Origin of the sequence: Marichromatium gracile (assembly GCF_004343155.1) — a bacterium.
GTDB classification, from domain to species: Bacteria; Pseudomonadota; Gammaproteobacteria; order Chromatiales; family Chromatiaceae; genus Marichromatium; species Marichromatium gracile.
This window is the reverse complement of sequence record NZ_SMDC01000009.1, coordinates 69,835-95,474: the sequence shown is the minus strand read 5'-3', so window position 1 is coordinate 95,474 and position 25,640 is coordinate 69,835. Positions and strand designations below refer to the sequence as shown.

Annotated in this window: 18 protein-coding genes and 2 tRNA genes; 12 read left to right on the top strand and 8 right to left on the bottom strand. The window is 65.2% G+C overall.

Going from position 1 to position 25,640, the window contains the following annotated elements:
* The first annotated feature begins 10 nt into the window (after positions 1 to 10).
* On the top strand, positions 11 to 724 hold the full coding sequence (locus EDC29_RS12830) for a lytic transglycosylase domain-containing protein (protein ID WP_123140465.1): 714 nt from the start codon (positions 11 to 13) through the stop codon (positions 722 to 724).
* An 8-nt stretch (positions 725 to 732) separates the two neighbouring features.
* Here the strand turns inward: EDC29_RS12830 and cls are convergent, their stop codons facing one another.
* The 4 genes from cls to EDC29_RS12810 form a co-directional block, all read right to left on the bottom strand.
* On the bottom strand, positions 733 to 2,172 hold the full coding sequence (gene cls / locus EDC29_RS12825; RefSeq protein WP_123141946.1) for a cardiolipin synthase: 1,440 nt from the start codon (positions 2,170 to 2,172) through the stop codon (positions 733 to 735).
* A 94-nt stretch (positions 2,173 to 2,266) separates the two neighbouring features.
* A tRNA-Leu gene (locus EDC29_RS12820) sits at positions 2,267 to 2,353 on the bottom strand.
* Positions 2,354 to 2,402: 49 nt separating this feature from the next.
* Positions 2,403 to 2,855 carry a tetratricopeptide repeat protein gene (locus EDC29_RS12815; protein WP_123140467.1) on the bottom strand — a complete coding sequence of 151 codons (453 nt, stop codon included), beginning with the start codon at positions 2,853 to 2,855 and terminating at the stop codon, positions 2,403 to 2,405.
* A 134-nt stretch (positions 2,856 to 2,989) separates the two neighbouring features.
* Positions 2,990 to 3,802, bottom strand: a complete 813-nt coding sequence (locus EDC29_RS12810; protein ID WP_123140468.1) for an inositol monophosphatase family protein — start codon at positions 3,800 to 3,802, stop codon at positions 2,990 to 2,992.
* Between the two features lie 109 nt (positions 3,803 to 3,911).
* Between EDC29_RS12810 and EDC29_RS12805 the strand changes: the two genes are divergently transcribed.
* The 3 genes from EDC29_RS12805 to EDC29_RS12795 all read left to right on the top strand — a co-directional run bounded on the left by EDC29_RS12805 (position 3,912) and on the right by EDC29_RS12795 (position 6,882).
* Positions 3,912 to 5,393, top strand: coding sequence for a mannose-1-phosphate guanylyltransferase/mannose-6-phosphate isomerase (locus tag EDC29_RS12805; RefSeq protein ID WP_132230219.1), 1,482 nt, complete (start codon positions 3,912 to 3,914; stop codon positions 5,391 to 5,393).
* Positions 5,394 to 5,662: 269 nt separating this feature from the next.
* Entirely contained in the window at positions 5,663 to 6,754 is a 1,092-nt protein-coding gene (ychF, locus tag EDC29_RS12800; protein ID WP_123140470.1) for a redox-regulated ATPase YchF, read from the top strand.
* Between the two features lie 51 nt (positions 6,755 to 6,805).
* A tRNA-Met gene (locus tag EDC29_RS12795) sits at positions 6,806 to 6,882 on the top strand.
* 727 nt (positions 6,883 to 7,609) lie between these two features.
* Here EDC29_RS12795 and EDC29_RS12785 read toward each other — a convergent pair.
* Positions 7,610 to 8,779 (bottom strand): class I SAM-dependent methyltransferase, encoded by a 1,170-nt coding sequence (locus EDC29_RS12785; protein ID WP_123140471.1) that lies wholly within the window; start codon positions 8,777 to 8,779, stop codon positions 7,610 to 7,612.
* Between the two features lie 282 nt (positions 8,780 to 9,061).
* On the opposite strand from EDC29_RS12785, the gene EDC29_RS12780 reads away from it, so the two are divergent.
* Both EDC29_RS12780 and EDC29_RS12775 read left to right on the top strand, forming a co-directional pair.
* A complete protein-coding gene (locus tag EDC29_RS12780) occupies positions 9,062 to 9,529 on the top strand; it encodes a BON domain-containing protein (protein ID WP_123140472.1) in 468 nt (155 codons plus the stop codon).
* A 339-nt stretch (positions 9,530 to 9,868) separates the two neighbouring features.
* A complete protein-coding gene (locus EDC29_RS12775) occupies positions 9,869 to 11,242 on the top strand; it encodes a mechanosensitive ion channel family protein (protein ID WP_223806981.1) in 1,374 nt (457 codons plus the stop codon).
* A gap of 80 nt (positions 11,243 to 11,322) precedes the next feature.
* Here the strand turns inward: EDC29_RS12775 and EDC29_RS12770 are convergent, their stop codons facing one another.
* The 3 genes from EDC29_RS12770 to EDC29_RS12765 form a co-directional block, all read right to left on the bottom strand.
* On the bottom strand, positions 11,323 to 12,072 hold the full coding sequence (locus EDC29_RS12770; RefSeq protein WP_123140474.1) for a Crp/Fnr family transcriptional regulator: 750 nt from the start codon (positions 12,070 to 12,072) through the stop codon (positions 11,323 to 11,325).
* A 110-nt stretch (positions 12,073 to 12,182) separates the two neighbouring features.
* Positions 12,183 to 12,341, bottom strand: a complete 159-nt coding sequence (locus tag EDC29_RS17315) for a hypothetical protein (RefSeq protein WP_165913520.1) — start codon at positions 12,339 to 12,341, stop codon at positions 12,183 to 12,185.
* Positions 12,342 to 12,728: 387 nt separating this feature from the next.
* Entirely contained in the window at positions 12,729 to 13,445 is a 717-nt protein-coding gene (locus EDC29_RS12765) for a Crp/Fnr family transcriptional regulator (RefSeq protein ID WP_243695649.1), read from the bottom strand.
* 277 nt (positions 13,446 to 13,722) lie between these two features.
* Between EDC29_RS12765 and EDC29_RS17530 the strand changes: the two genes are divergently transcribed.
* The 6 genes from EDC29_RS17530 (at position 13,723) to EDC29_RS12740 (ending at position 25,596) form a co-directional block, all read left to right on the top strand.
* Positions 13,723 to 13,911 carry a Thivi_2564 family membrane protein gene (locus EDC29_RS17530; RefSeq protein ID WP_123140527.1) on the top strand — a complete coding sequence of 63 codons (189 nt, stop codon included), beginning with the start codon at positions 13,723 to 13,725 and terminating at the stop codon, positions 13,909 to 13,911.
* Between the two features lie 307 nt (positions 13,912 to 14,218).
* Positions 14,219 to 15,292 (top strand): DUF2333 family protein, encoded by a 1,074-nt coding sequence (locus EDC29_RS12755; protein WP_223806983.1) that lies wholly within the window; start codon positions 14,219 to 14,221, stop codon positions 15,290 to 15,292.
* A 241-nt stretch (positions 15,293 to 15,533) separates the two neighbouring features.
* Entirely contained in the window at positions 15,534 to 15,974 is a 441-nt protein-coding gene (locus EDC29_RS12750; RefSeq protein ID WP_190287921.1) for a hypothetical protein, read from the top strand.
* Positions 15,975 to 16,141: 167 nt separating this feature from the next.
* Positions 16,142 to 16,318, top strand: coding sequence for a Thivi_2564 family membrane protein (locus EDC29_RS17310; protein ID WP_165913519.1), 177 nt, complete (start codon positions 16,142 to 16,144; stop codon positions 16,316 to 16,318).
* A gap of 115 nt (positions 16,319 to 16,433) precedes the next feature.
* Complete coding sequence (locus EDC29_RS12745) at positions 16,434 to 16,724, top strand: sll1863 family stress response protein (protein ID WP_123140477.1); 291 nt, start codon at positions 16,434 to 16,436, stop codon at positions 16,722 to 16,724.
* Positions 16,725 to 16,827: 103 nt separating this feature from the next.
* On the top strand, positions 16,828 to 25,596 hold the full coding sequence (locus tag EDC29_RS12740) for a glycoside hydrolase family 94 protein (protein WP_132230215.1): 8,769 nt from the start codon (positions 16,828 to 16,830) through the stop codon (positions 25,594 to 25,596).
* The last annotated feature ends 44 nt before the right edge of the window (positions 25,597 to 25,640 follow it).

The following is a 25,640-nucleotide window of genomic DNA, read 5'->3' as shown; positions in this document are numbered from 1 at the left end:
AGTTCCACCCATGCCGTTGCTGTTGGTGCTGTTGCTGATCCTGCCGTCTGCCGGTTGGTGTTCGCTCTCCGATGGCCAGCGTCTGCTGCCGGTGGCGCCGGACGTGCCGCGTCCGAGCCGCGCCGAGGTCGAGGCGATGGTCCCCGAGATCGCCAAGGCCCGCGGGGTCGAGGAGGCGCTGGTGCTGGCGGTGATCGCCGCCGAGTCGAACTTCAACGCCCATGCCGTCTCCCACGCCGGCGCCGTCGGGTTGATGCAGCTGATGCCGGAGACCGCCGCCGACTACGGCGTCGGCTCGGTCGAGTCGCTGTTCGACGCGCGCACCAACCTGCGTGTCGGCACCCGCCATCTCAAGCGCCTGCTCAACAAGTACGACAACGATTACGGGCGCGCGGTGATGGCCTACAACGCCGGCGAGGGCGTGGTCGATCGCACCAACAGCCGGGTGACCTATCTCGAGACCCTCAACTATACCGAGGCGGTGCTGTTGCAGTACGTCCGCAACGGCGGTCGGGCGCCGACCCAGGCGGCGCTGCGTCAGGTGCGCGCGCTGCGCGGGATGCGTCACGCCGGGGGCGCGCGACGGCTGATGAAGCGTTATCTCGACCCCTCGCTGCTCTCGCTCAAGGTCAAGCCGACGCTCGACCTGCCCTCGCTCAGCCCCCGCCTCCACGAGCCCGGTCCGGCCAGCCGACCGATGTTCGAGCTCGACACCGGGCGCTGAGCCGGCCCTCAGAGCACCGGGCCGAACATCGCCACGGCGTTGTTGACCAGGTGGCGCGGCAGCGACCAGGCGGCGACCGCCGCGCGGGTGATCTCGCGCGACTGGGCGAGATAGTCCTGCTGGCGCGCGCGCAGCGCGGCGGTGAGCGTGGGGTCGTGGAAGAGGATGTTGTTCTCGTAGTTGAGCTCGAAGCTGCGGCGGTCGAGGTTGGCCGAGCCGATCAGCGCCACCGCGCCGTCGAGGGTCAGCGACTTGGTGTGCAGCAGCCCCGGCTCGAACTCGAAGATCCGCACCCCGGCCTCGAGCAGTCCGGCGTAATAGCTGCGGCTGGCTGCGCCGACGATCAGCGAGTCGTTGCGCGCCGGCAGGATCAGGGTGGTGGCCACGCCGCGGTAGGCGGCGGCGCAGAGCGCATCCTGCATCGACTCGTCGGGGACATAGTAGGGGGTGGTGATGACCAGCTCGCGCCGTGCGGTGTGCATCAGCGTCTCGAACACCTCGGGCATCGCCGAGTAGCGCACCGTCGGTCCGGTACCGATCACCTGCGCGGCGAAGCCGTCGGGATGGGCCTGCGGCAGCGGTCGGGCGAGCAGCTCGTCGAGCGGGTCGTCGACATGGCTCATCCAGTCGCTGGCGAAGAGGTGCTGGTTGTAGCGCGCGATCGGTCCCTCGAAGCGGATCACCGCATCGACCCAGGGGGCGTAGCGCGGTTTGACGCGGAACTCGGGGTCGGCGCAGTTCTGGCTGCCGCAGTAGGTGATGCGGTCGTCGATGACGACGATCTTGCGGTGGTTGCGCAGGTCGATGCGGCCCTTGATCGGGCGCATCAGCGGGTTGCCGATGGGCAGCGCCGTGGCCAGCCGCACCCCGGCCTCGCGCATCGCGCGCCAGTGCGGCGAGCGGATCAGCGCGCGCGCGCCGAGGTCATCGGCCATCGCCCGACAGGTGACGCCGCGCGCGGCGGCGCGCGAGAGCGCGCTGGCGACCCGGCAACCGTTGCGGTCGGCCAGCCAGATATAGAAGAGCACGTGGACGTGATCGCGCGCGGCGTCGATGTCGGCGACCAGGGCGTCGATGGTGGCGTCGGAGTCGGCCATCAGCTGGCCACGATTGCCGCCGACGGCGCGATAGTCGCAGATCGACTCGCCGAGTCGGAAGAGGTGCGCGTAGCGCTCCGGTACGTCGGGCGGATGTCCGGGGGGCGGGGCGGGCAGGCGCGCGAGCACCGCGCGCAGCCGTGCGACACGGCTGCGGCCGATACCGACCTCGCCGAAGAACAGATAGGCGAGCATGCCGACTACCGGGAAGACCAGCACCACCACCACCCAGGCCACGCGCGAGGCCGGCTGACGGTGTGGGCGCAGCAGCACCCGGACCAGCACCGTGATCTGCAGCGACAGGTGGAGGAGATAGAGCAGGACGGTGACGATGGTGGCGGTGGTGCTCACGGGGTCCCTCGCGCGCTGTCCACGGATGAGGCGCCGACGCGGGCGCTCACGCAAAAAAGGCCAGACGGGCGTCTGGCCTTTTTCGGAATCGGTCTGGTACCGGGAGCCGGACTCGAACCGGCACGGTGTTGCCACCGTCAGATTTTGAGTCTGATGCGTCTACCAATTTCGCCACCCCGGCAACGCAGCGGACAATTATAAGGCGCAATGCGCGTGCGCGCCAGTCCCTGTTAGCCGCCTTCCTCGAAGCCCGCCAGCCGATAGAGCCGCTTGGCCTCCTCCGGGTCCTTGTCGACGCCGAGCCCCTCCTCGTGGAGCATCGCCAGGGTGGTCATCGAGCCGATCAGGCCCTGGTCGGCAGCCTTGCGGAACCAGCGCGCCGCCTCGGCGTGATCCTGCTCGGCGCACTCGCCCTGCATGTACATGAAGCCCAGCCCGTGCTGCGCCAGCCCCAGGCCGGCCTCGGCGGCGGCGTGCATATAACGATAGGCGAGCGCGCTGTTGGCGGCCATGCCGAGCCCGTTCTGCGCCATGATCGCCATCCGGTACTGGGCCTCGGGGTTGCCGCCCTCGGCCAGCGGGGCGAGCAGGCTGGTGGCGCTGGTGAACTGGCGCGCCTCGAAGGCGGCGATACCGCTGGCCAGATCCATGTCCAGCCCTTGCATGTCGTCTCGATCGCTCATGCTGAAAGACTCCGTGACTGTCCGCGCTCGGGTCCGAGTCGCGCCCTGTCTTCGGTGGACGCGATCCCGAGCAGCAATGCTGACGCAAGCCGAGGTGTGATGCCAGCCCTGGATACACCTCGGTTGTTGGGGGATCAGGTCTCGATCAAGGGTAGGGCGACGAACGCGTGCCAGAGTTCGAACAATCGCCGATCGGCGGCGGCGAGGGCGACGCGCGGCTCGAGATCGAGCGTCTCGACCGGACTGACGCCGCCGGGGCGGTAGAGCCGCGCGGCCACGCCGGCCTCGTGTGCGATCAGCCGCCCGGCGGCGTAGTCCCACAGCTTCTGCCCGCCGTGCAGATAGAGCTGGTAGCGCCCGCAGGCGAGCCAGCACCACTCCAGCGCCACCGCGCCGAGGTTGCGCTGCGAGCGAAAGCCGCCGGGACGCAGCAGCGCCGGAACGCGCTTCGGCGGCAGGCGCTTGAAGTCGACCATGGCGATGCAGTCGCCCAGTGCCGGGCCGGGGGCGAAGGGCGCGATCGGGGTGCCGTCGAGCTTGGCCCCGGCGCCGCGCACCGCGCTGAAGCACTCGTCGCGCACCGGGTCGAGGACCACGCCGAGTTCCACCCGGGCGTGACGGACGAGTGCCAGGGAGATGGCGAAACCGGGGAAGCCGCAGGCGTAGTTGCCGGTGCCGTCGATCGGGTCGAGCACCCAGACGCCCTCGGGCGACTCGCTCAGGCGCGCTTGCTGCGCCGCCTCCGACATCTCCTCGCCGAGCAGCGGGATGCCCGGATACTCCGCCGCCAGCGCTTCGGTCAGGCGTTGCTGCACGGCCAGGTCGGCGCTGGTCACCAGGCTGCCGTCACCCTTGGTGTCGGCCTCGATCCGTCCCCAGCGGGGCAGGATCTCGGTGCCGGCGACCTCGCGCAGCAGCGCGCCCAGTCGTATCGGATCGGGTCTCATGCGACCTCCTTTCTCCGTCCGTCGGTTTGGCCCGGTCTGGCCCAGTCTGGCCCGGATTGGTGTAATCTTACGGGCCAAGTCCTTCAACTTCAGCAACAGGTACCCGTTGATGCTTCTGCAACCCGTCATCCTGTCTGGAGGCTCGGGGACACGGCTCTGGCCGCTCTCGCGCGAGGCCTACCCCAAGCAGTTCCTGCCGCTCACCGGCGAGCACACCATGCTCCAGGAGACGGTGCGCCGTCTCGACGGGCTCGAGCGCGAGCATCCGCGTCAGGGGGCGGGCCTGGTCGACCCCATCGTCGTCTGCAACGAGGCACATCGCTTCCTCGTCGCCGAGCAGTTCCGCGCCGTGGGGCGCCGCGCCGCGGCGATCGTGCTCGAGCCCGAGGGCCGCAATACCGCCCCGGCGCTGACCCTGGCCGCACGCATCGCCGTCGTCGAGGGCGCCGATCCGGTGCTGCTGGTGATGCCGGCCGATCACACCATCGCCGACGAGCCGGGGTTCCGCGCTGCGGTCTCCGACGCCTTCGCGCTGGCCAGCGACGGGGCCGTGGTCACCTTCGGCATCGTCCCCGGCAAGCCCGAGACCGGATATGGCTATATCCGTCGCGGTCAACCCTATCACGGTGACGGCCTCGATGGGGCGGCCTACCGGCTCGATGCCTTCGTCGAGAAGCCTGATGCGGCCACCGCCGAGTCCTATCTGGCCAGCGGCGATTATCTCTGGAACAGCGGCATCTTCGTGCTCCGCGCCTCGCGTTGGCTGGCGCTGATCGAGCGCTTCCGCCCCGACATCGCCGAGGCGGTGACTCGCGCTTGCGCGGCGGTGAGCGATGACGGCGATTTCCAGCGCGTCGATCCGGCGCTGTTCGCCGCCTGTCCGAGCGACTCGATCGACTATGCGGTGATGGAGCGCCTCACCGCCGAGGGTGAGTCGGTGCCGGCGGTGGTGCTGCCGCTCGACGTCGGTTGGTCGGACGTCGGTGCCTGGCCGGCGTTGTGGGAGGTGCGCGCGCGCGATGCCGAGGGCAATGTGCGCGACGGCGACACCTTCGTCCACGAGGCCGCCGACAATCTGCTGATCGCCCAGCATCGCATGCTCGCGGTCATCGGTGTGAACGACCTGATCGTGGTCGAGACCCCGGACGCGGTGCTGGTCGCCGACAAGGCGCACGCCCAGGATGTGAAGGCGGTGACCGAGTCGCTGCGCCGTGATCAGCGCAACGAGTACCGTCATCACCAGCGTGTCCACCGCCCCTGGGGGGCCTACGAGTCGATCGACCAGGGCGCGCGCTACCAGGTCAAGCGGTTGACGGTGAAGCCGGGCGAGTCGCTCTCGTTGCAGATGCACCACCACCGCGCCGAGCACTGGATCGTCGTCTCCGGCACCGCGCGGGTGACGTGCGGCGAGGAGACCTTCCTGCTCACCGAGAATCAGTCGACCTATATCCCCGTCGGGACTCGCCACCGCCTCGAGAACCCCGGCACCATCCCGTTGGAGCTGGTCGAGGTGCAGTCCGGCAGCTATCTCGGCGAGGACGATATCGTCCGCTACGAGGACCGCTACAACCGCGACGCCAGCGATTGCTGAGTCGGCCAGCCGTCGCCAGCCGCCGGCTTCCAGTGGAGCGCAACGCCGGCGCCGGAGTCTTGAATATCCCATGCCTTTGCGCTCTTCGCGTCCTCGCGGTTCAATCCTCCCGGCTGGCGGCTGGCGGCTGGCGGCTGGCGGCTGGCGGCTGGCGGCTGGCGGCTGGCGGCTGGCGGCTGGCGGCTGGCGGCTGGCGGCTGGCGGCTGATCGCGGTTCAATCCCCTTGATGGGTGGTGTAAAATGAGCGGTTTTCCAGCGAGACCTCGCCATGGGATTCAAATGCGGTATCGTCGGCCTGCCCAACGTCGGTAAGTCGACCCTCTTCAAGGCCCTGACCAAGGCATCGATCGCGGCCGAGAACTATCCCTTCTGCACCATCGACCCCAATGTCGGCGTGGTGCCACTGCCCGACCCCCGGCTCGACGTGATCGCCGGCATCACCAAGCCCGAGCGGGTGCTGCCGACCACCATGCAGTTCGTCGACATCGCCGGTCTGGTGGCCGGCGCCTCCAAGGGCGAGGGGCTGGGGAACAAGTTCCTCGCCAACATCCGCGAGACCGACGCCATCGCCCATGTGGTGCGCTGCTTCGTCGACGACGATGTGGTGCACGTCGCCGGCGGCGTCGATCCGCTGCGCGACATCGAGGTCATCAACACCGAGCTGGCGCTCGCCGACCTCGAATCGGTCGAGCGTGGGCTCGATCGTGCCCAGCGCATGGCCAAGACCGGCGACAAGAAGGTGCTCGCGCGCAAGGAGCTGCTCGAGCGCGTGCGCGCGCAGCTCGACGGCGGTGCACCGGTGCGTGCGATGGGGCTCGACGAGGACGAGCAGCTGGAGCTGCGCGACCTCTTCCTGCTCACCGCCAAGCCGACCATGTACATCGCCAACGTCGCCGAGGACGGTTTCGAGGACAATCCGCTGCTCGACGCGGTGCGTGGACTGGCCGCCGAGGAGGGCGCCGAGCTGGTCGCGGTGTGCGCCGCGATCGAGGCCGAGGTGGTCGAGCTGGAGGACGCCGAGCGCGACGAGTTCCTCGCCGAGCTGGGACTCGACGAGCCCGGACTCAACCGCGTGGTGCGCGCCGGCTACCAATTGCTGGGTCTCGAGACCTATTTCACCTCCGGCCCGAAGGAGACCCGTGCCTGGACCATCCCCGCCGGCGCCAAGGCCCCGCAGGCCGCCGGGGTGATCCACACCGACTTCGAGCGCGGCTTCATCCGCGCCGAGGTGATCGCCTACGACGACTTCGTCGCCTGCAAGGGTGAGCAGGGCGCCAAGGAGGCGGGCAAGCTCCGTTCCGAGGGTAAGGAGTACGTGGTCAAGGACGGCGACATCGTCCACTTCCGCTTCAACGTCTGAAAAAGGGGTTGACAGCAGAGGCCGGGGTCCGTAACATTCTCGGTCTCTTGAGGCTACGTAGCTCAGTTGGTTAGAGCATCGCACTCATAATGCGAGGGTCCCCTGTTCGAGTCAGGGCGTAGCCACCAAATTTCAAAGACTTAGACGCGCATGGATGCGCGTCAGTTGTCTCAAACCGCGTCCTGCGGTGGTACCTGGATTGGTGCTCAGCCTTTAGATCCCTCGATCAAGATCTCCACGGCCTGCCTTCCTGCTTGTTTCTAGCCTTCGCATACGCTTCTGTTGCGGGGTTACGTTCTCGTCTCTGCGAACTCGAGAAGCGCGTGCTGCTCCTGGCTGTGTCCCCAAGAAATATTAGTACTACAGTCGCACATTTTCACGGCGCCCCAGCCCCACGCGCTCGATAATGACACGCCCTGACATGCGCCTGATGCCGTCGTCGCCGATCCGACTAGGCGATGATGGCCTCCGGCGGGGCGCGTTCGCGCCACAGCAGTACCTCGCGCGCCGCCTCGGCGTCCCAACGCGCCGTATTGAGCAACCTTGCACCCTGCCCGGACGCCGCTCGCCCAAGGTTTCGGTCAGCTGCCAACCGTTCTTGCGCGACACCGTCGTCGTCAGCAGCCCTTGCAGATAACCCCGGCGCGGGCGCACGGCTCGGGGCGACGAACACATTCCGTCAACCGCTGATGGAGCACATCCAATTCTGCCTCCCAGGCAGAGGCCTCACTGTGCTTCAGTGTGTTTGCAAATCAAGCTGTTGAGTGCGGGGATCACAACACAAAGTGACGTGCGGCTGTCGTAGGATGCTCCGTCCCGCCGTGGAGCCGTCACCCGAAGCGGTCCGCCCGACCCTTATGTCTCCCGCGGAAGCTCCAACACCACTCGAAAGGCCTCCGCGCCGCAGCTCAGAAAGGCCTGGGCCGAGCCCCAGAGATAGAGTCGGAAGCGGCGGTAGAGCGTCTCGCCCCAGCGGGCGATGATGTCCGTGCGGGCAGCCTCCAGATTCTCTGCCCATGCCTTGCATGTGAGGAAATAGTTGTAGCGGTCGTTGTCAACCTTCAGCACCTCCAGCGGACTTTTCGCTACCGCGCGCAGGAAGTCATGCAGACAGAGGAAGGCGTGGTCGGCAGGAAAGATATAGCGGGCGATGAAGTTGGGCTTGTCGTACTTCTCCCGCGAGGCGCTGGCATCGAGATAGACGCGCCCACCCGGTTTCAGCAACCGCCGGAACTGTCGCAGTACCGCCGAATAATCGGGCAGATGCTCCATCACGCCCAGAATGACGATGGCGTCATAGGGCTCGGGCGAGCGGTAGGCCAGGAAGTCCTGGTTGACGACTCGGCAGGGCAGTTGGCGCCGCTCGATCAACTCCGTCAGGAAGGCCTCCGACTCGCGGGAGATCGTCAGTGAGGTGACCTGAATCCCGCGGGCGCCGGCCCGTTCCGTGAAGCTCCCCCAGCCGCCGCCGACATCCAGCACACGATCCCCTGGCGCGAGTCGACAGGTGTCGATCGCGACATCCAGCTTACGGCGCTGTGCCGTCTCCAGGGGCTCGTCATCGCGCTCGAACAGGGCCTGCGAATAGCAGCGGGTCGGGTCCAGGAACTGGAAATAGAAGTCGCTGGCGAAGTCATAGTGCGCGGCGATGGCGTGCCGGTCGGTCGTGATCCTGCCGGCGAGCCAGGGGGCGACCCGTTGCCACAGGTGGTGGACCGGGTGACGGTCATGCAAGCCGGGGCGCAGACTGGCGAAGCCCAGCATGTCGCCCTGGACATCCAGACTCCCGTTCATATAGGCCTCGCAGATGCGTAGCTCATCGAGCCGGCGCAGCGCGCTCAAGCCCTGGCGATCCTTCACCAGGATCTTCACCGCCGGCTCGGCATCGCCGAAGCGATAGGTTCGGCCGCCCCACAGGCGAATTTCCAAGGGGATTTTGACCCGGTCGCCGAAGACCCGTTTCTGAATCAGGCGAGCGAGTCGGTCGTGGGCCGAAGCCCCGGAAAAGGTTGCGCATTGGCTCATCGAGGGTGCCTCCGCAGGGTAGGGCCGGCACCCGCTTGGTCAGCCCGCGGCCAGATGCTCTGCCCGGTCACGGCCGTCAAGTGGGTGTCGTGGATTTCGATTCCACCTCGAGCCTGCCCGAGACGTTCTTGTTCGTCTGTTCGGTCGCGAACATAAGAAATGTGACGTCTATGTTCGTTGCCGAACCGAACGCCATCCGTCGTTCGCGTATTTTTATCCTCGGTAAAGGGAAATCAGATTTCACGCCGATGTGATGGCGCAATGCATTGACAGGATAAACAGATGAACCAAGAACAGATCAGCAACCTTCAGATTGAAGGCCGGTACGAAGCAGCCAGGGGCTCGTCGTTGCTGACCCTATCGGGAATCGTGGTCGTGGCCGCCTGCCTGTCGGTCAGTCTCGGGCTCGCTGGCTGTGAAAAGGAGGGCGGCGCCGAGGAGGCCGGCCGCAAGATGGATCTGGCCGCGGAGCGAATGGGCGATCAGCTTGAGGCGACCAAGGAGTCCATGGACGAAAAGGCCGCCCGCGGCGGCAGCTATCTGGAAGACGCGGCGATCACCGCCAAGATCAAGGCCGCAATCCTTCGAGAGCCGGCGCTGAAGGTCTTGCAGATTGACGTGACCACCACCGACGGCGTGGTGACGCTGAGCGGAACCGTCGATTCGCCGCTCAGTCGTGAGCGGGTGACGGAAGTGGCACGCAATCATCAGGGTGTGAAATCGGTGGAGAACAACCTGGTTGTCAAATAGGGGCTGGACTTTTTCGGCTGGTCCTCACGGGGATCGGCGGGAGATCAGAATCGGCAGGGACGCCCGTAGGCTCAGGCACCGACCAGACGCGTGCTCACCGAGGTGCCAGAACGAGCAATCCCAGCGTAATCCGCGACGCATGGATCTGCACACACGAATCCATGCCCGGCCGACCGCAGAAACAGCAAGACGTTGGCGGGCAAGTACCCTCGGGGTCTCTGGGATCCCCCGCGTCCGATGGAGGGCGTTCAAGTGCGACGATGGCGCTGTCGCGGGGCTAGGTCCTGTGTGCTGGCGATATTGCTCGGATCCATGTGCAGCGGAGGCATTGATGCCGTCATGGCGCAGGCAGCGGTCGACAACGGAGCGTCGCCGCACAAACTCATCACCCCCACCAAGGAGGAGCTTTCCCCAGCAGCCGCCCAGGTTGACGTCAAACCCGTTGCGCAAGACGAAGAGATTCGCAAACGGCTGCAAACCGTGTTGAACGCGACCGACTGGTTCACCGACCCTCGGGTCAGGGTTGAGGAAGGCGTCGTCTTTCTCAATGGTCAGGTAGCGTCGGAGGAGCTCAGAGCATGGGCTGGCGATCTGGCGCGCAATATTCAGGACGTCGTCGCCGTTGCCAACCGGCTCGAGGTACCGGAGCCCTCGGCCTGGGATTTTCGCCAAGCGTCTAGCGGTATCTCCGCTCTCTGGCGTGATTTCATTCGCGCGATCCCCTTTGTCCTTTTCGGATTGCTCATCCTGGCGCTGTCGGTGGGGATCGCTCTGTTGGTGACACGAGGCGTCCGCGCACTGCTCCGCCAAAGGGTTCGAACGAACCTCTTGCAAAATGTGATCGCGCGCGCGGTAGGCGGGCTCGTGATCCTCTGTGGCGCCTATCTGATTCTGCGGGTCGCCGGCCTGACTCAACTGGCATTGACGCTGGTCGGAGGGACCGGATTGATCGGCTTGGTCCTCGGTATCGCATTCCGCGACATCACCGAGAATTTCCTGTCCAGCATCTTCCTGAGCATCCAGCGGCCGTTCGAGGCGGGTGACCTGGTCGAGATCTCCGGCGTGACCGGGTATGTGCAGCAGTTGAATATGCGCACGACCATCGTGATGACCCTCGATGGCAACCTCGCGCAGATCCCAAACGCCACCGTTTACAAGAGCATCCTCAGCAATTTCACGACCAACGCCAACCGGCGCGAGGACTTCGTTGTCGGCATCGGCTACGACGATGCGATCCACGAGGCTCAGGAGATCGCGCGCAAGGTGCTGGCGAACCACCCGGCGGTGCTGAAAGACCCGGAGCCCTCGGTGCTGGCGGACAGCCTCGGCAGCGTGACAGTCAACCTGCGCGTTTACTTTTGGCTGAACGGGCGCGCGCACAGTTGGCTGAAGGTGCGATCTTCGGTCATCCGGCTGGTGAAGCGAGCCTTTCAGAACCAAGGCATCTCGATGCCCGCCGAGGCCCGAGAGGTCGCCTTTCCTCGCGGCTGCTCTGTCGCCATGCTCGCCGAGAAACCGGCGGACGCTCAGAGTCCCGTGCCGGGACAGCGGCTCCCCGCCGAATCGCTGCCCGAAGAGTTTGAAGTGGTGTCGACGAAAGCGGAAGCGGGCTTGTACAGCGAATCGATCGTCATCGAGGAGCAGGCACGAGAGGCAAGGCCATTGCAGGAAGGGGAAAATCTCTTGCCTGTCGCCTCGTCGGAAAGGGTTTGAACTTCGCCGCCTTGCCGCCAGCGGTCACGTGCGGCACGGGTTGAAGACGTCGTCCCGCTGAGTGCCTTCAGTAAAACGCCCTATTTCCCGGGCGTTTCGGGAAGCAGGCGCTGGAACTCCTTTCTGACCACCTCGTAGCACTCGCACACGCGCGCCTCCAGACCCGGTCGATCCAGCACCGTGATGTGCCCCCGGCTGTACCGGATCAACCCGGCCTTCTGCAAACGTCCGGCCGCCTCGGTCACGCCCTCGCGCCGGACCCCCAGCATGTTGGCGATTAACTCCTGAGTCATGTGCAGCTCGTTAGCGGGCAGGCGATCGAGGCTGAGCAAGAGCCAGCGACAGAGCTGCTGGTCGACCGTGTGGTGGCGGTTACAGACGGCGGTCTGGGCCATCTGGGTCAGCAAGGCCATGGTGTAACGCAGCAACAGCGGCTGCAGCGCCCCATGACGACGCCCGCCGAAGCGGCTGAATTCCTCTTTGAGCACCCGTCCCTTCAGGCGATATGCGTGGCCCGCGCTCTGCACCACGGCGCGATTCGGCACGGTGCCGCCGCCCATGAAGAGGGCGATGCCGACGATGCCCTCGTTGCCGACCACGGCGATCTCGGCGGAGGCGCCGTTCTCCATGACGTACAGCAGCGAGACGATGGCGTCGGTGGGAAAATAGACATGGTTCAATTCCACGCCCGGCTCGTAGAGGGCCATGCCGAGTGGTAGTTGGACCAGCTCCAGCTCGGCGCTCATGTGCGTGTATTCGCCCTCGGGCAGGGCGGCGAGCAGATGGTTTTGGCGTGGGCTGGGAGGTGGTCGATCAGGCGTGCTGGCCATGCGTCAACTCCAGGATCGGACGGCGTGTATTGCATCCCTGGTGACGGCGCGTTGTCAATACGGTCAGTGTGTACGCAGGCGTACAGACCGAAGGTCGCCGGTAGCGTCCGCTACTCGCCCAGCAACTCCGCCATCGGCTGCAAGGGCTCGACATGCTTGGACACGACCTTGACGATGATCAGCACGCTGAGCTGCATGCTCCAGATGCCCCAGAAAAGCAGCGAGATGAACACTGCCGCGGAATTCATGCGGGCGATCCGCCCGGTCATCCCGGCGCTACGATCCAGGCCCCGGCGTTGTCCAGAGCGAGCCAGCGGAATGCGATCCAGCCGAGCAGCGCGACCAACAGGTTGGTGATCAGCAGCATGTGCATATAGCGCTGGACGAACGATTGATATCACCGAGGACCTGCACGGTGCTCTTCTTGCGCGCGAACAAGGCCATGGCAACCACCGCCACACCTTGTACATCGACGGCGAGACGGGCGCGGCGCCACGCGGGAGACTGTGTCCGTGCCCGAGGTCGCCGAATCGCGCTGGTCGTTGGCGCCCGTCTGCGCAGTCGTCACGGTGAACACCGTCAGGAAGGGGGCATCGCAGCTCATGCTGCCCTTTCAACAAGAGACTCGCCCGCTCGCGCTTCCGCGCCCTGCAGCCTCAACCCAAGACCTGCTCATACAACGCCTCCGCCGCGCCATAACAGCCGCAGGCAGTGCCTTGCAGGCCGGCGCGGTTGAGTACGGTGATCTCCCCGCGCCGGTAGTGAATTAGCTCGCGCGCCTGCAGCGCGCTCGCCGCCTTGGTGACGCCAACGCGGCGCACCCCCAGCAATAGGGCCAGGATTTCATGGGTGACATGGAAGTGGTCCGAATGCGCCCGATCCTGCGACATCAACAGCCAGCGGGCGAGGCGTGCCTCCACCAGGTGGAAGCGTGTGCAGGCGAGCAACTGCGTGCACTGGTTCATCAACACGTCGAGATAACAGTGGAGCCTCGCCTCTAGGGCTTCGCTCTGGCGCAGCGCCTCGTGAAATCCTTCGCTAGACAGACGCCAAGCCGGCCCCGCGCCCTGGACGAAGGTTCGGATCTGGGTGATCTCGACCCCCAGTATGAGCGGTGTCCCGATCATGCCTTCATTGCCGACCAGTCGCACCTCCAGGCCACTGTGATCCGCGGGCGGGGTCACGAGGGAGAGGAAGCAGTCGGTGGGGAAATAGGCATTGCGAATCCGCTCGCCCGGCTCGCTGATCACCTCGCCACGACGCAGCTCGACAGGCTCGCTGCGTGACAGGATCAGTCGCCGATCGCGTGTTGGCAGCGCGGCCAGGAGCCGATTCTCAAGGCGGGCGGGTGTCTTCTCGGAATCCGGTGGCACGTGCGCGCTCCTTGTTGATCCGCGATGGTCGAAGAACAGCCAACACCAGAGGACGGATTGTTCGCAAATCGGCTGTGATGGGTGAGCAATACGCCCAATGATCCGTCCAGTCGGTACGCTGGCAAACATAGCGCACGCTTGATACCAGGGTCGGACAGGCGAGGGCGCACCTGACCGAAAGTACATGGCTTTGTGTGTTAGCGAACAGACGCTGGCCAATGGCAGGGGCCATCGTGACGCGTACCCAATGCTTATATCGTCTGACAGGGGAAGCGCCATGTCTTTAATAACATTGATCGTTACGCTCGTCGTCGTAGGCCTGATTCTTTGGGGAATCAACAACTACATCCCGATGGATGGAAAGATCAAAAAGATCTTGAATTTGATTGTCGTGGTTGTTGTGATCCTTTGGCTGCTGTCGGTCTTTGGACTCATAACGCCGATATCGGGAATGCGGATCGGGTAGCGCTTGGTGAGTGACGTTTCAGCCATTGAAAAGGTAGCAAAGCGAATGCCATCAAGATTGCCGCGATTGTCTTGATCATCATCGCAGGCTTGAGTTTGGGTTGTGACGGATTCGGCTATACGCGGGAATCGCAGCAGGCCATGGTGGGGTCAGTCGAGTTGAATGTGAATAGCCAGTAGTAGAGCGGCATTGCGATTTGGGCGGGCATGGCGGCTACCGTGGTTGCTGGTGGTGCCCAAGAAATCCAGGCGCGACTGATGGTATAGAACACATCACGCCTTCCTTTGGGAGGGCCATGGAGATTGCCGTGAACGCCGATACATTATCTAAAAGTCAGGTGCTGACCAAGAAAGCCGCCAAGGTCGCCACTTACTACCATCCCCGCACCTGGAAGGAGAAGGGTGTCTGGTGGACCGGCGGGCTGTTTCTGGTTACCTATCTGATTGTCGTCTTCATCCTTGGAATCTATTGGTCGCGCTCGCCAGGCGTTTATGACGTGCGCGAGCAGGCGCTGTCTTTGGTGAATCAGGACGAGAACCAACTGGTGACCGGGACGGCCACCACGGCCACCGCTATCCGCATCGGCGAGACCCTGCTCGACAAGCCCGGCGGTTATTTGACCAACGACATCAGTCCTCCGGGTCTCTACCTGGATAACATGCCCAACTGGGAATTTGGTGCCCTGACCGCGTGGCGCGATCTGCTCAACGCCCTGCGCAACGACTTCAGTCGAGCTCAGTCGCAGTCGGTCGAGGAAAAGGATCTGGCCATCGCGCAACCCCAGTCCAACTACCAATCGGATTCATGGATCCTACCCTCCACCGAGTCCGAGTACCGTAAAGGCATCGCCGCTCTCTATCGGTATAACCAGGGACTCTCAGACACCGCAGTCACCCATTCCCAGTTCTATGCCCGCGCCGACAATCTGACCACCTATCTCGAAGTGGTCGAAAAGCGCCTCGGCAGCTTCGCGCAGCGTCTGTCCTACGCGGTCGGCCAGGCCAGTCTCGATACCGCATTGGCCGGCGATCCTAGTGCTCGTCAGTCAAAGCCGGTTCCCACTCAGACGCGGACCAAGACCCCCTGGACCAAGATCGACGACATCTTCTTCGAGGCGCGCGGCTATACCTGGGCCTTGCTACATGTGCTGCAGGCGATTCAGATCGATTTCGCCCCGGTGCTCAAGGACAAGAATGCCGTGGTTTCGGTGGAGCAGATCACCCGCGAATTGAAAAATACCCAGAACACCATCTGGAGCCCACTGATTCTCAACGGCACTGGATACGGGCCAATGGCGAATCATTCGCTGGTGAGCGCCTCCTATATCTCACGGGTCAATGCCGCGATCACCGATCTGCGCAGTCTGTTGCAGCAGGGTTGAGTCATGGCTTGAAATAGAGTGTCCGTTGGACGGCTCGCGCATGTCACGGTGAAACAACCAAAATCCATCAACCACGGGCGGATATCACCATGTTCCATCTGCACGGAATCAATTTGATGGCAACGAGATTGGTCTTGGGCGCTGGCCTTTGTCAGCCGGTCGGCGCGCATCCGGGGTATGAAGCACCGGCCCAGCTAACCCTCGGTGGAGGAGAGGTGCAGTTGGCGGATGCCTCGCGCGAATGGGCTATTCGCCCGGTCGTAGAAGCGAATCCCATCTCGCAGGGCGCGGATGCCGCCAGGCCCAGGGGGTGCCGACAGACGGGCAGTCGTCACAGATCAAGACCGATGGCGGCATTCGCTACGTCTCGGGCGGCGTGGGCGAGAGCGAGCGCAGTGAGCTCAATGCCCTGTCCAGCCAGTTCAACCTGCACCTGATGTTTGCGACGCAGGGCAGCGGTGAGTCTTTCTCGGCGATGCGGGTGAACATTCTTGATGGGCGTCATGGCTCTGTGCTGACGGCCGTTTCTCAAGGTCCCTGGTTCTACGCACAACTGCCGCCTGGGGACTACAGCGTGGAGGTTATCCCCTCCGGCGAGCGAGGCGAAGACCAGATCCAGCGCAAGGCCGTGCATCTCGACGGGGCGAATCCATCCAAGTTGGATTTCTACTGGAAAAGATAGGGGCGAGAGGGCTCGGCCTTGGCCATGAGTGCGGCCAGTCGGTGGGAACGGCGTGCGATTCGAAAATCGATCCTGCTGCCTTTTTCGTCCTCTGTACGCTGGCGAACAGACGCCGCTGCTGGTGTGCCATAGAGTTCCTCTAAATGGATTTGATAAGGAGTCACGTCGTGGCCTACATCCAGCTCATGATCAACCTGATCGCCTTCTCAGCCATCCTCTGGGCAGTGAATGTGCATATCCCAATGAACGCGACCGTCAGGAAGGTCGCGAATACGATCGTCGTCGTCATCGCGGTGCCATTCGTGCTTGGCGCCTTTGGGTTTTTTGGACCGATAGCGTGGTGATTGTATCAGGGCACGGTAAGCCAATGGCGGCGATGCAGATGCCGCGCCCATGCGATGACTAGGTCGTTGTATTCCGGCAGCCCGCCGGGCGAATGATCAAAAACAGGAGGTTCTCATGTTTTCGTCAAAAGATGACTATGTCGCAAAAATGAAGTCGCAGCTCGATGAATGGAATGCGAGCATTGCTGCCATGGAGGAGAAGGGGGATGAAATCAAGGGAGAAGCCAAGGTGAAATATCAGGAACAGCTCGCTGCGCTGCGCGTTCAGCGTGCGGAAGGCGAGAAAAAGCTGAAGGAGGTACAGGCCGCCTCCGAAAACACCTGGGAACAGGTCAAGCGGGAAAGCGACAATGTCTGGGAGGCGTTCAAGGACTCCTATCAGGCATTCGCGGCGCATTTCAAATAGCCCCCCCTGCGGCAAGCCGACCTGAAGAGAGCGCGCAGGTTCTGAATATCTCTCCGGGCATCGGGTCCGGAGAGGGCATGCCCTCGAAAAAGGAGTCTGCACCTTGAATCTGAGCAGCCCGTCCCTGCGTGAAGTCCTGCTCAACCTGAGGGTGCGGCTCCCCGATGGCCGCGTGATCGGTCAATCCATCGGCGCGGAGCCACCCTTGCGCTCGGAATTGTTCAGTGCCGTTCAGATGGAGCAGCATGGCAAGGAGCTTGCCGCCGCACACCTCCTGATGCCAGGGCATCCGCCGGACCGGCTGCTGGCACGTCTCACCGCGAATGAAAGAGTTCTGCAGGATGTCTGCCGGCTCCTGATGGTTGCGGTCACGGAGAATCGTCGGATCGCCCCGGCCGGCGAATGGCTGCTCGATAATTTCTATCTGATCGAAGACCAGATCCGCACCGCCAAGCGACATCTCCCCAAGGGCTATAGCCGGGCGCTGCCGCGTCTACGCCAGGGTTTCGCGGCGGGTCTGCCGCGCGTCTATGACCTGGCGCTGGAGAGCATCGCCCACGGCGATGGCCGGGTCGACCTGGAGAACCTCAACCGTTTTGTCGCCGCCTATCAGAGGGTCACCACACTCAAGCTCGGAGAGCTCTGGGCGATCCCCATCATGCTGCGTCTGGCGCTGATCGAGAATCTCCGGCGTGTCGCGTCGTGGATCGCCGCCAGCCGCACCGATCAGAATCTGGCCGACGCCTGGGCCGACCGGATGCTCGCGATGGCCGAGCGCGATCCCAAGAACCTGATCCTGGTGATCGCGGACATGGCACGCTCCGATCCGCCGATGTCCGGCACGTTCGTCGCGGAGCTGGCGCGCCGACTTCAGGGCCAGAGCGCCGCACTCGCCTTGCCGCTGACCTGGATCGAGCAGCAGCTCGCGGAGTCGGACCGCACGATCGAGCAGTTGGTGCAGGCCGAGAACCAGCAACAGGCCGCCGACCAAGTCTCCATCGGCAACAGCATCGGCAGTCTGCGCGCCCTCGGGGCGACGGACTGGCGCGCCTTCGTCGAGACCATGAGTGTGGTCGAGCAGACGTTGCGCGGCGATCCCGGCGGGGTCTATACCCACATGGAGTTCGCCGCGCGTGATCGCTATCGCCATGTAGTGGAGACGGTCGCGAAGGACAGCCAAAGCGCCGAGGCCGAGGTGGCCCAGGCGGCGGTCGAGCTGGCGCGCGAGGGTGCGCGCGGTCCCGACGCGGCCGCGCGCGAGGCGCATGTTGGCTTCTACCTGATCGGTCGCGGATTGCCCTTGCTCGAACGCCGGATGCAGGCCAGTCCCGGTCCCCTGGAGTCATTGCGACGACAGGGACGCCAGTTCCCCTTGTCGCTGTATCTGGGGGCGATTGCGCTGCTCACGGTCCTCTTCACCACGGGCTTGCTGGCATCCGTGCGGGCCGAGGGACTGCCGGGTTGGGTGCTCGCGGTGCTGGGGTTGCCCGCCCTGCTGGGCACCAGTCAACTGGCGGTGGCCCTGGTGAACTGGGTGGCCACGCTGCTGGCGACCCCCGAGCCCCTGCCGCGCATGGACTTTTCGGGCGGCATTCCGCCGGATCGGCGCACTCTGGTCGTGACCCCGACGCTGCTCACCAGCGCCGGGGGCATCGAGTCACTGGTCGAGGCGCTGGAAGTGCGCTTTCTGGCCAATCGCGACGAGGGTCTGCACTTTGGCCTGCTGACCGATTTTCGCGATGGGCCGGCGGCAACGCAGCCGGAAGACGCGGCGCTGGTTGGGTTGGCCGCGCAGCGCATCGCCGCGCTGAATGCCAAGTACCCGCGTGCGCGCGGCGACACCTTTTTCCTCTTCCACCGCTCGCGCCGTTGGAATCCGCGCGAGCGGATCTGGATGGGCTACGAGCGCAAGCGCGGCAAGCTCGCCGACCTCAACGCGCTGCTGCGCGGCGACGCGGGAGAGCGCTTCGACTCGATCGTGGGCGAGACGGCGATCCTTGCCGACGTGCGCTACGTTATCACCCTGGATACCGATACCCAGCTTCCGCGTGACGCAGCCCGCCAGTTGGTGGGCGCCATGGCGCACCCGCTCAATCGGGCGGTCTACGACCGCGACCGCCAGCGCGTGCGCGAAGGCTACGGCATCCTGCAGCCCCGGGTGGCCGTGAGCCTGCCCGGCGTCAGCCGTTCGCGCTATGCGCGCCTGCACGGCAGCGATGCCGGGATCGACCCTTATACCCACGCCGTCTCCGACGTCTACCAAGACTGGTTCCAGGAAGGCTCCTTCATCGGCAAGGGCATCTATGACGTCGATATCTTCGAGCAGACGCTGGCGGGGCGCTTTCCCGAGAACCGCATCCTCAGTCACGACCTGCTTGAAGGCTGTTACGCCCGCTCCGGGCTGCTCTCCGACGTGCAGCTGTACGAGGACTTCCCTGCCTGCTACGGCGCCGACGCGAGCCGCCAGTATCGCTGGATGCGCGGGGACTGGCAGATTGCGCACTGGTTGCTGCCGTGGGCTCCCGGGGTCGATGGACGTGCGCGGCGCAATCCGCTCTCGTCCCTGTCGCGCTGGAAACTGGCCGATAACCTGCGGCGCAGTCTGGTGCCCGCCGCCCTGACCCTCTCGTTGGTCCTGGGCTGGGTCGTGCTGCCGGCGCCCGCTCTCTGGACCCTGGCCGTGATCGGCATCCTGCTGCTCCCGGCGCTCATGACCGCGCTGCTGAACCTGGTGCGCAAGCCGGGCGACGTGCACTGGCACACCCATCTCGCAGCGGGTCTCCGCGCGGTGGTGCGGCAAGTCGCGCAGGCGCTCTTCTCGCTCGTCTGTCTCCCCTATGAGGCCTTTCTCGGTCTGGACGCGATGCTGCGCACCCTCTGGCGATTGTGGATCTCCCACCGCGGGCTGCTGGAATGGGTCTCCTCCGCCGATCAGGATCACCAGGGCTGGGGTGTCGCCTCCTTCTATCGTCGAATGTGGGTCGGCCCCGCGCTGGCCGCCGTCACCGCCCTGGGGCTGGCGATGGCCAACCCCGTCGCTGTCTGGCCAGCCGTGCTCTGGGCGGCGGGACCCATCTTGGCGCTTTGGCTGAGTTCGCCGGCGATTGCCTGGTGGTTGAGTCAGCCGCTGACGCATCGCGAGGCCCGCCTGACGTGCGAGCAGGTCCAGTTTCTGGGCCGGGTGGCGCGCAAGACCTGGGCCTTCTTCGAGACTTTCGTCGGCCCGGATGACCATTGGCTGCCGCCGGACAACTACCAGGAGCATCCCGCGCCCGTGGTGGCGCATCGCACCTCGCCGACCAATATAGGGCTCTCGCTGCTCGCGAATCTGGCGGCCTATGACTTCGGATATTCGACCGTTGGCGGGCTCATCGCGCGTACGAGCGGTGTCTTGAGCACCATGTCCGCTCTGGAGCGCTATCGCGGTCATTGCTACAACTGGTACGACACCCGGACGCTCAAGCCACTGCCGCCGCTCTATATCTCCTCGGTGGACAGCGGCAACCTCGCGGGTCATCTGCTGACTCTGCAACCGGGTCTGCTGGGGCTGATCGACGCACCCATCCTCAGCCCGCGCTGGCTGGAGGGGATCGACGACAGCTTCCGCATTCTGGTGGAGGCGCTGGCAGCGGGCTCCGAGCATCGCAGGAAGCCGGTCTTGGCCTTGCCCGATGCGTTGGTGCCTTTCCGGCAGCGGCTGGAGTCGGCCATCCAGGCGCGGCCAACCGGGCTGGTGGCGACGCGTGATTGTCTTGGGGCGCTGGCGACGGCGGCCGAGGCGGCGGCACTGGATCTGAGCGCGCGCACCGAGGCTGATGTGATCGCCTGGGCGGGGTCCTTGGCCCGGCAGTGTCGGGGAATCCTGGAAGATCTGCTGTTTCTGGTGCCTTGGCTCGAGGATGAGCCGGGTTTGGGGCCGGTTGATGCGGTGGCTGGGCTTGGTGCGATTCCGACTCTGCGGGAGTTGGGGCGGGCAGGGTTGGTTTCGGACGATGCAAAGGAGAGTAAGCACAGTCAGGACGACAAGATCCAGGTCGCCGGTCGGCGCGCCCGGGAACGGATTGCGGTCATCGAGGGGCTGGCTCAGCAGGCTGGCGAGCTGGCGGCGATGGACTACGACTTCCTCTTCGACGAGGCGCGTCAGCTGCTGGCGATCGGCTACAACGTCAGCGAACGCCGCCAGGACACGAGTTACTACGACCTGCTGGCCTCCGAGGCGCGTCTGGCCAGTTTCGTGGGGATCGCGCAGGGGCAGTTGCCGCAGGAGAGCTGGTTCGCCCTGGGGCGTCTGCTGACCCTCGCCGTCGGCGAGCCGACGCTGCTGTCCTGGAGCGGCTCCATGTTCGAATACCTGATGCCGCTGCTGGTGATGCCGACTTACGAGCACACCCTGCTGGATCAGACCTATCGCACGGCGGTGGCGCGACAGATCGCCTATGGCAAGGAGCGCGGCGTGCCCTGGGGCGTCTCGGAGTCCGGCTTCAACATGGTCGACCTGCAGCTCAACTACCAGTACCGCGCCTTCGGCGTGCCAGGACTGGGGCTCAAGCGCTGGCTGGCGGAGGATCTGGTGGTCGCTCCTTATGCCTCGGCGCTCGCGCTCATGGTCGCGCCGGAGGCCGCCTGCCAGAATCTCCAACGCCTCGCGAACAGCGGTTTCGAAGGCCGTTACGGCTTCTACGAGGCTATTGACTACACCCCCTCGCGCCTGCCCCGTGGCCAGGCAAACTCCGTGGTGCGCTCCTTCATGGCCCATCACCAGGGCATGAGCTTCCTCTCCCTGGCTTACTTGTTGCTGGAGCGTCCGATGCAGCGCCGTTTCGCCTCGGCGCCACTGTTCCAGGCGACCGCCCTGCTGCTGCAGGAGCGTATCCCCCAAACGCCGACCTTCTACACCCACGCCAGCGGCGAGCCCACCGACATCCGCACTACCGCCAGCGGTCAGGAGTCGCAGATGCGGGTGTTCACCAGCCCGCACACCCCGACCCCCGAGGTGAAGCTGTTGTCGAACGGGCGCTACCACGTGATGGTCACCAACGCCGGTGGCGGCTACAGCCGCTGGAAGGATCTCGCCGTGACCCGCTGGCGCGAAGACACCACCCGCGATGCCTGGGGCAGCTTCTGTTATCTTCGCGACCTGGCGAGCGGGGCGCTCTGGTCGACCGCCTATCAGCCCACGCTCAAAACACCGGAACGCTACGAGGCCATCTTCTCGGAGGGACGCGCCGAGTTCCGCCGCCACGACCACGAGATCGAGTCCTATACCGAGATCTCCGTCTCGCCCGAGGACGACATCGAGCTGTGCCGGGTGCGCCTCACCAACCGTTCACGGGTGCGCCGGGTCATCGAGGTCACCAGCTACGCCGAGGTCGTGCTCGCCCCGCCGGCCGCGGACGCCGCGCATCCGGCCTTCAGCAACCTCTTCGTGCAGACCGAGATCCTGCATCCGCAACCGGCGATCCTCTGTACCCGTCGGCCACGCTCCAGCGGCGACGCCGTGCCCTGGATGTTTCACCAGATGGTGCTGCGCGGGACACCCTGCGACGCCATGTCCTATGAAACCGACCGCATGCGCTTCATCGGACGCGACCGCACGGTCGCTGATCCCTGGGCGATGGAGGGGGATACGACCCTCTCTGGCAGCGCCGGCTCGGTGCTCGATCCCATCGTCGCGATCCGCTGCTCGATGACCCTCGATCCCGACCAGACCGCGACGTTCGACCGGGTCACCGGCATCGGCGAGAGTCGTGCGATCGCCCTGAGTCTGGTCGAGAAGTACCAGGATCAGCGCCTGGCCGATCGCGTCTTCGATCTCGCCTGGACCCACAGCCAGGTGGTGCTGCGCCAGATCAATGCCAGCCAGTCCGACGTGCAGCTCTACGGGCGCCTGGCCAACTCCATCCTCTATGCCAACGCCTCCTTGCGGGCCGAGCCGAGCATCCTCGGCCAGAACCGCCGCGGCCAATCCGGGCTCTGGAGCCACGCGGTCTCCGGTGATGTGCCGCTAGTGCTGGTGCAGATCGGCGATCCGGCCAACATCGAACTGGTCCATCAGCTGGTGCAGGCGCACGCCTATTGGCGCCTGAAGGGGTTGACTGTGGACCTGGTGATCTGGAACGAGGATCGCGCCGGATATCGCCAGCAGCTCCACGACCAGATCCTGGGCCTGATCTCGGCAGGCGTCGAGGCGCATGTCATCGACCGGCCCGGCGGTATCTTCATCCGCCCGGCCGATCAGATCAGCCAGGAGGACCGCATCCTCTTCCAGACGGTGGCGCGGGTGATCCTGAGCGATACCCGGGGCACCTTGGCGGAGCAGCTCAACCGGCGCGGCCCCATGGAGCCGAGCGTGCCGCGTCTGCGCCCGACCCGCACCCGCTTTTCCGAATGGAGCCGGGGGGACGAGAAAGTGAGCGGTGGGCAGCGCGCAGCGGACAGTGACGATCGTCCCGCTCGTCTGTTCGACAACGGGCTGGGAGGCTTCAGCCCGGATGGGACCGAGTACGTCATCACCACCGCGCCCGGCCAGACGACGCCCGCGCCCTGGGTGAATGTCCTGGCGAATCCACACTTCGGGACGGTCATCTCCGCCAGCGGCACGGCCTACACTTGGAGCGAGAACGCTCACGAATTTCGCCTCACGCCCTGGCACAACGACCCGGTGAGCGACGCCAGCGGCGAGGCCTTCTATCTGCGCGACGAGGAGAGCGGCCACTGTTGGTCGCCGACGCCGCTGCCCGCCGGCGGCCGGTCCGACTACGTCTGCCGGCATGGCTTCGGCTACAGCGTCTTCGAGCACACCGAGGACGGCATCCACTCGCAGCTCTGGGTCTACGTGGCGGTGGATGCACCCATCAAGTTCTCGGTGCTCAAGGTGAGCAATCGGTCGAATCAGTCGCGCCGGCTCTCGGTGACCGGTTATGTGGAGTGGGTGCTCGGCGATCTGCGCCCCAAGACCAACCTCCATGTCATCACCGAAGTCGATGCGACCAGCGGCGCTCTGTTCGCGCGCAATCCCTACAACACCGAGTTCGCCGACCGCATCGCCTTTTTCGACGTGGACGATCCGACCAGAGCCGTCAGCGGCGACCGGACTGAGTTCCTCGGGCGCAATGGCACCCCGCGCGCTCCGGCCGCGCTGAAGCGCGTGCGCCTCTCGGGCAAGGTCGGGGCCGCGCTGGATGCCTGCGCGGCGCTTCAGTCGACGCTCGAGCTGGAGCCTGGGCAGACGCGCGAGACGGTCTTCCGCCTCGGCGTGGTCGGGCGCCGCGGCATGGATGACGCCAGCTCCCTGGTGCATCGCTGCCGGGGGGCGAGCGCCGCGCGGGCGGCGCTGGAGAAGGTGCGCCAGCAGTGGACGCACACCCTGGGCGCCGTGCGGGTGCAGACTCCCGATCCGTCGCTCGACATCCTGGCCAACGGCTGGCTGCTCTACCAGACCCTGGCCTGCCGGCTATGGGCGCGCAGCGGCTACTATCAGTCCGGCGGCGCCTTCGGCTTCCGCGACCAGTTGCAGGACGCCATGGCGCTCATCCATGCCGAGCCGCTGCGCCTGCGCGAGCAATTGCTGCTCTGTGCCAGCCGCCAGTTCCGCGAGGGTGATGTCCAGCACTGGTGGCATCCGCCCTCGGGCCGAGGGGTGCGGACCCGTTGCTCGGACGACTATCTCTGGCTGCCGCTGGCGACCTCTCGCTATGTCGTGGCCACCGGGGATACCGGGGTGCTGGAGGAGTCGGCGCGGTTCTTGGAAGGCCGCTTGGTCGGCGGCGAGGACGACGCCTACTACGACCTTCCCGGTCTGTCGGACGAATCCGCCAGCCTCTACGATCATGGCGTGCGCGCCATTCTGCACGGCCTGCGGTTTGGCGAGCATGGTTTGCCGCTGATGGGCTCGGGCGACTGGAACGATGGCATGGACCGGGTGGGGATCAAGGGCCGGGGCGAGAGCGTCTGGCTGGGTTTTTTCCTCTACGAGGTGCTGATGGGCTTTAGCCAGGTTGCGCGACTGCGGGGCGATCAGCCCTTCGTCGAGCGTTGTGAGCGGGAGGCGGAGCAACTGCGCCAGAGCCTCGATGCGCATGGCTGGGACGGTGGCTGGTATCGGCGCGCCTACTTCGACGACGGGACCCCGCTGGGCTCGGCGGGTCAGGCCGACTGCCAGATCGATTCCATCGCCCAAAGCTGGTCGGTGCTCTCCGGGGCCGGCGGTCGGCAGCGGGCGCGGCTGGGGATGGATGCGCTGGATGCGCGTCTGGTGCGTCGGGATGCCGGGCTGATTCAATTGCTGGATCCACCCTTCGATCAGTCGGCCTTGAATCCCGGCTACATCAAGGGCTACGTCCCCGGCGTGCGCGAGAACGGCGGGCAATATACCCATGCGGCCATCTGGGCGACGATGGCCTTTGCGCAACTGGGCGATCGGGCGCGCGCCTGGGAGCTCTTCGACCTGATCAACCCGATCCATCATGCACGCTCTCCCGCGGAGGTTAAGACCTATAAGGTCGAGCCCTATGTGGTCGCGGCCGATGTCTATGCGGTCTCCCCGCATGTTGGGCGCGGCGGCTGGACCTGGTACACCGGCTCGGCGGGCTGGATGTACCGATTGATCCTGGAATCCCTATTGGGGTTGCGGTTGGAAGGGGAGACCCTGCGCATTGAGCCTTGTCTGCCCGCGGACTGGGAGGGGTTCACCTTGCAGTACCGCTATCGCGAGACGCTCTACCGCATCGCTGTGACACAGACGCCCGAAGGGGAAGACGGACCACGAGTGATCGTGGACGGAATCCCGCGCGACGATGCCGTCATCCCCTTGTTGGACGACCGTCTGGAGCATGCGGTCGAGCTGAGATTCTGCAGTGGGCGGCGGGGCTGACCGGCCCCGGCTGTCTTCGTCACCACGCATCCTGGTCGCACCCC

Coding starts and splice junctions, on each gene's coding strand:
- EDC29_RS12830 (WP_123140465.1), top strand. CDS start 11: ATGCCGTTGCTGTTGGTGCTGTTGCTGATCCTGCCGTCTGCCGGTTGG.
- EDC29_RS12815 (WP_123140467.1), bottom strand. CDS start 2,855: ATGAGCGATCGAGACGACATGCAAGGGCTGGACATGGATCTGGCCAGC.
- EDC29_RS12810 (WP_123140468.1), bottom strand. CDS start 3,802: ATGAGACCCGATCCGATACGACTGGGCGCGCTGCTGCGCGAGGTCGCC.
- EDC29_RS12805 (WP_132230219.1), top strand. CDS start 3,912: ATGCTTCTGCAACCCGTCATCCTGTCTGGAGGCTCGGGGACACGGCTC.
- ychF (WP_123140470.1), top strand. CDS start 5,663: ATGGGATTCAAATGCGGTATCGTCGGCCTGCCCAACGTCGGTAAGTCG.
- EDC29_RS12785 (WP_123140471.1), bottom strand. CDS start 8,779: ATGAGCCAATGCGCAACCTTTTCCGGGGCTTCGGCCCACGACCGACTC.
- EDC29_RS12780 (WP_123140472.1), top strand. CDS start 9,062: ATGAACCAAGAACAGATCAGCAACCTTCAGATTGAAGGCCGGTACGAA.
- EDC29_RS12775 (WP_223806981.1), top strand. CDS start 9,869: ATGGCGCAGGCAGCGGTCGACAACGGAGCGTCGCCGCACAAACTCATC.
- EDC29_RS12770 (WP_123140474.1), bottom strand. CDS start 12,072: ATGGCCAGCACGCCTGATCGACCACCTCCCAGCCCACGCCAAAACCAT.
- EDC29_RS17315 (WP_165913520.1), bottom strand. CDS start 12,341: ATGACCGGGCGGATCGCCCGCATGAATTCCGCGGCAGTGTTCATCTCG.
- EDC29_RS17530 (WP_123140527.1), top strand. CDS start 13,723: ATGTCTTTAATAACATTGATCGTTACGCTCGTCGTCGTAGGCCTGATT.
- EDC29_RS12750 (WP_190287921.1), top strand. CDS start 15,534: ATGGGCTATTCGCCCGGTCGTAGAAGCGAATCCCATCTCGCAGGGCGC.
- EDC29_RS12745 (WP_123140477.1), top strand. CDS start 16,434: ATGTTTTCGTCAAAAGATGACTATGTCGCAAAAATGAAGTCGCAGCTC.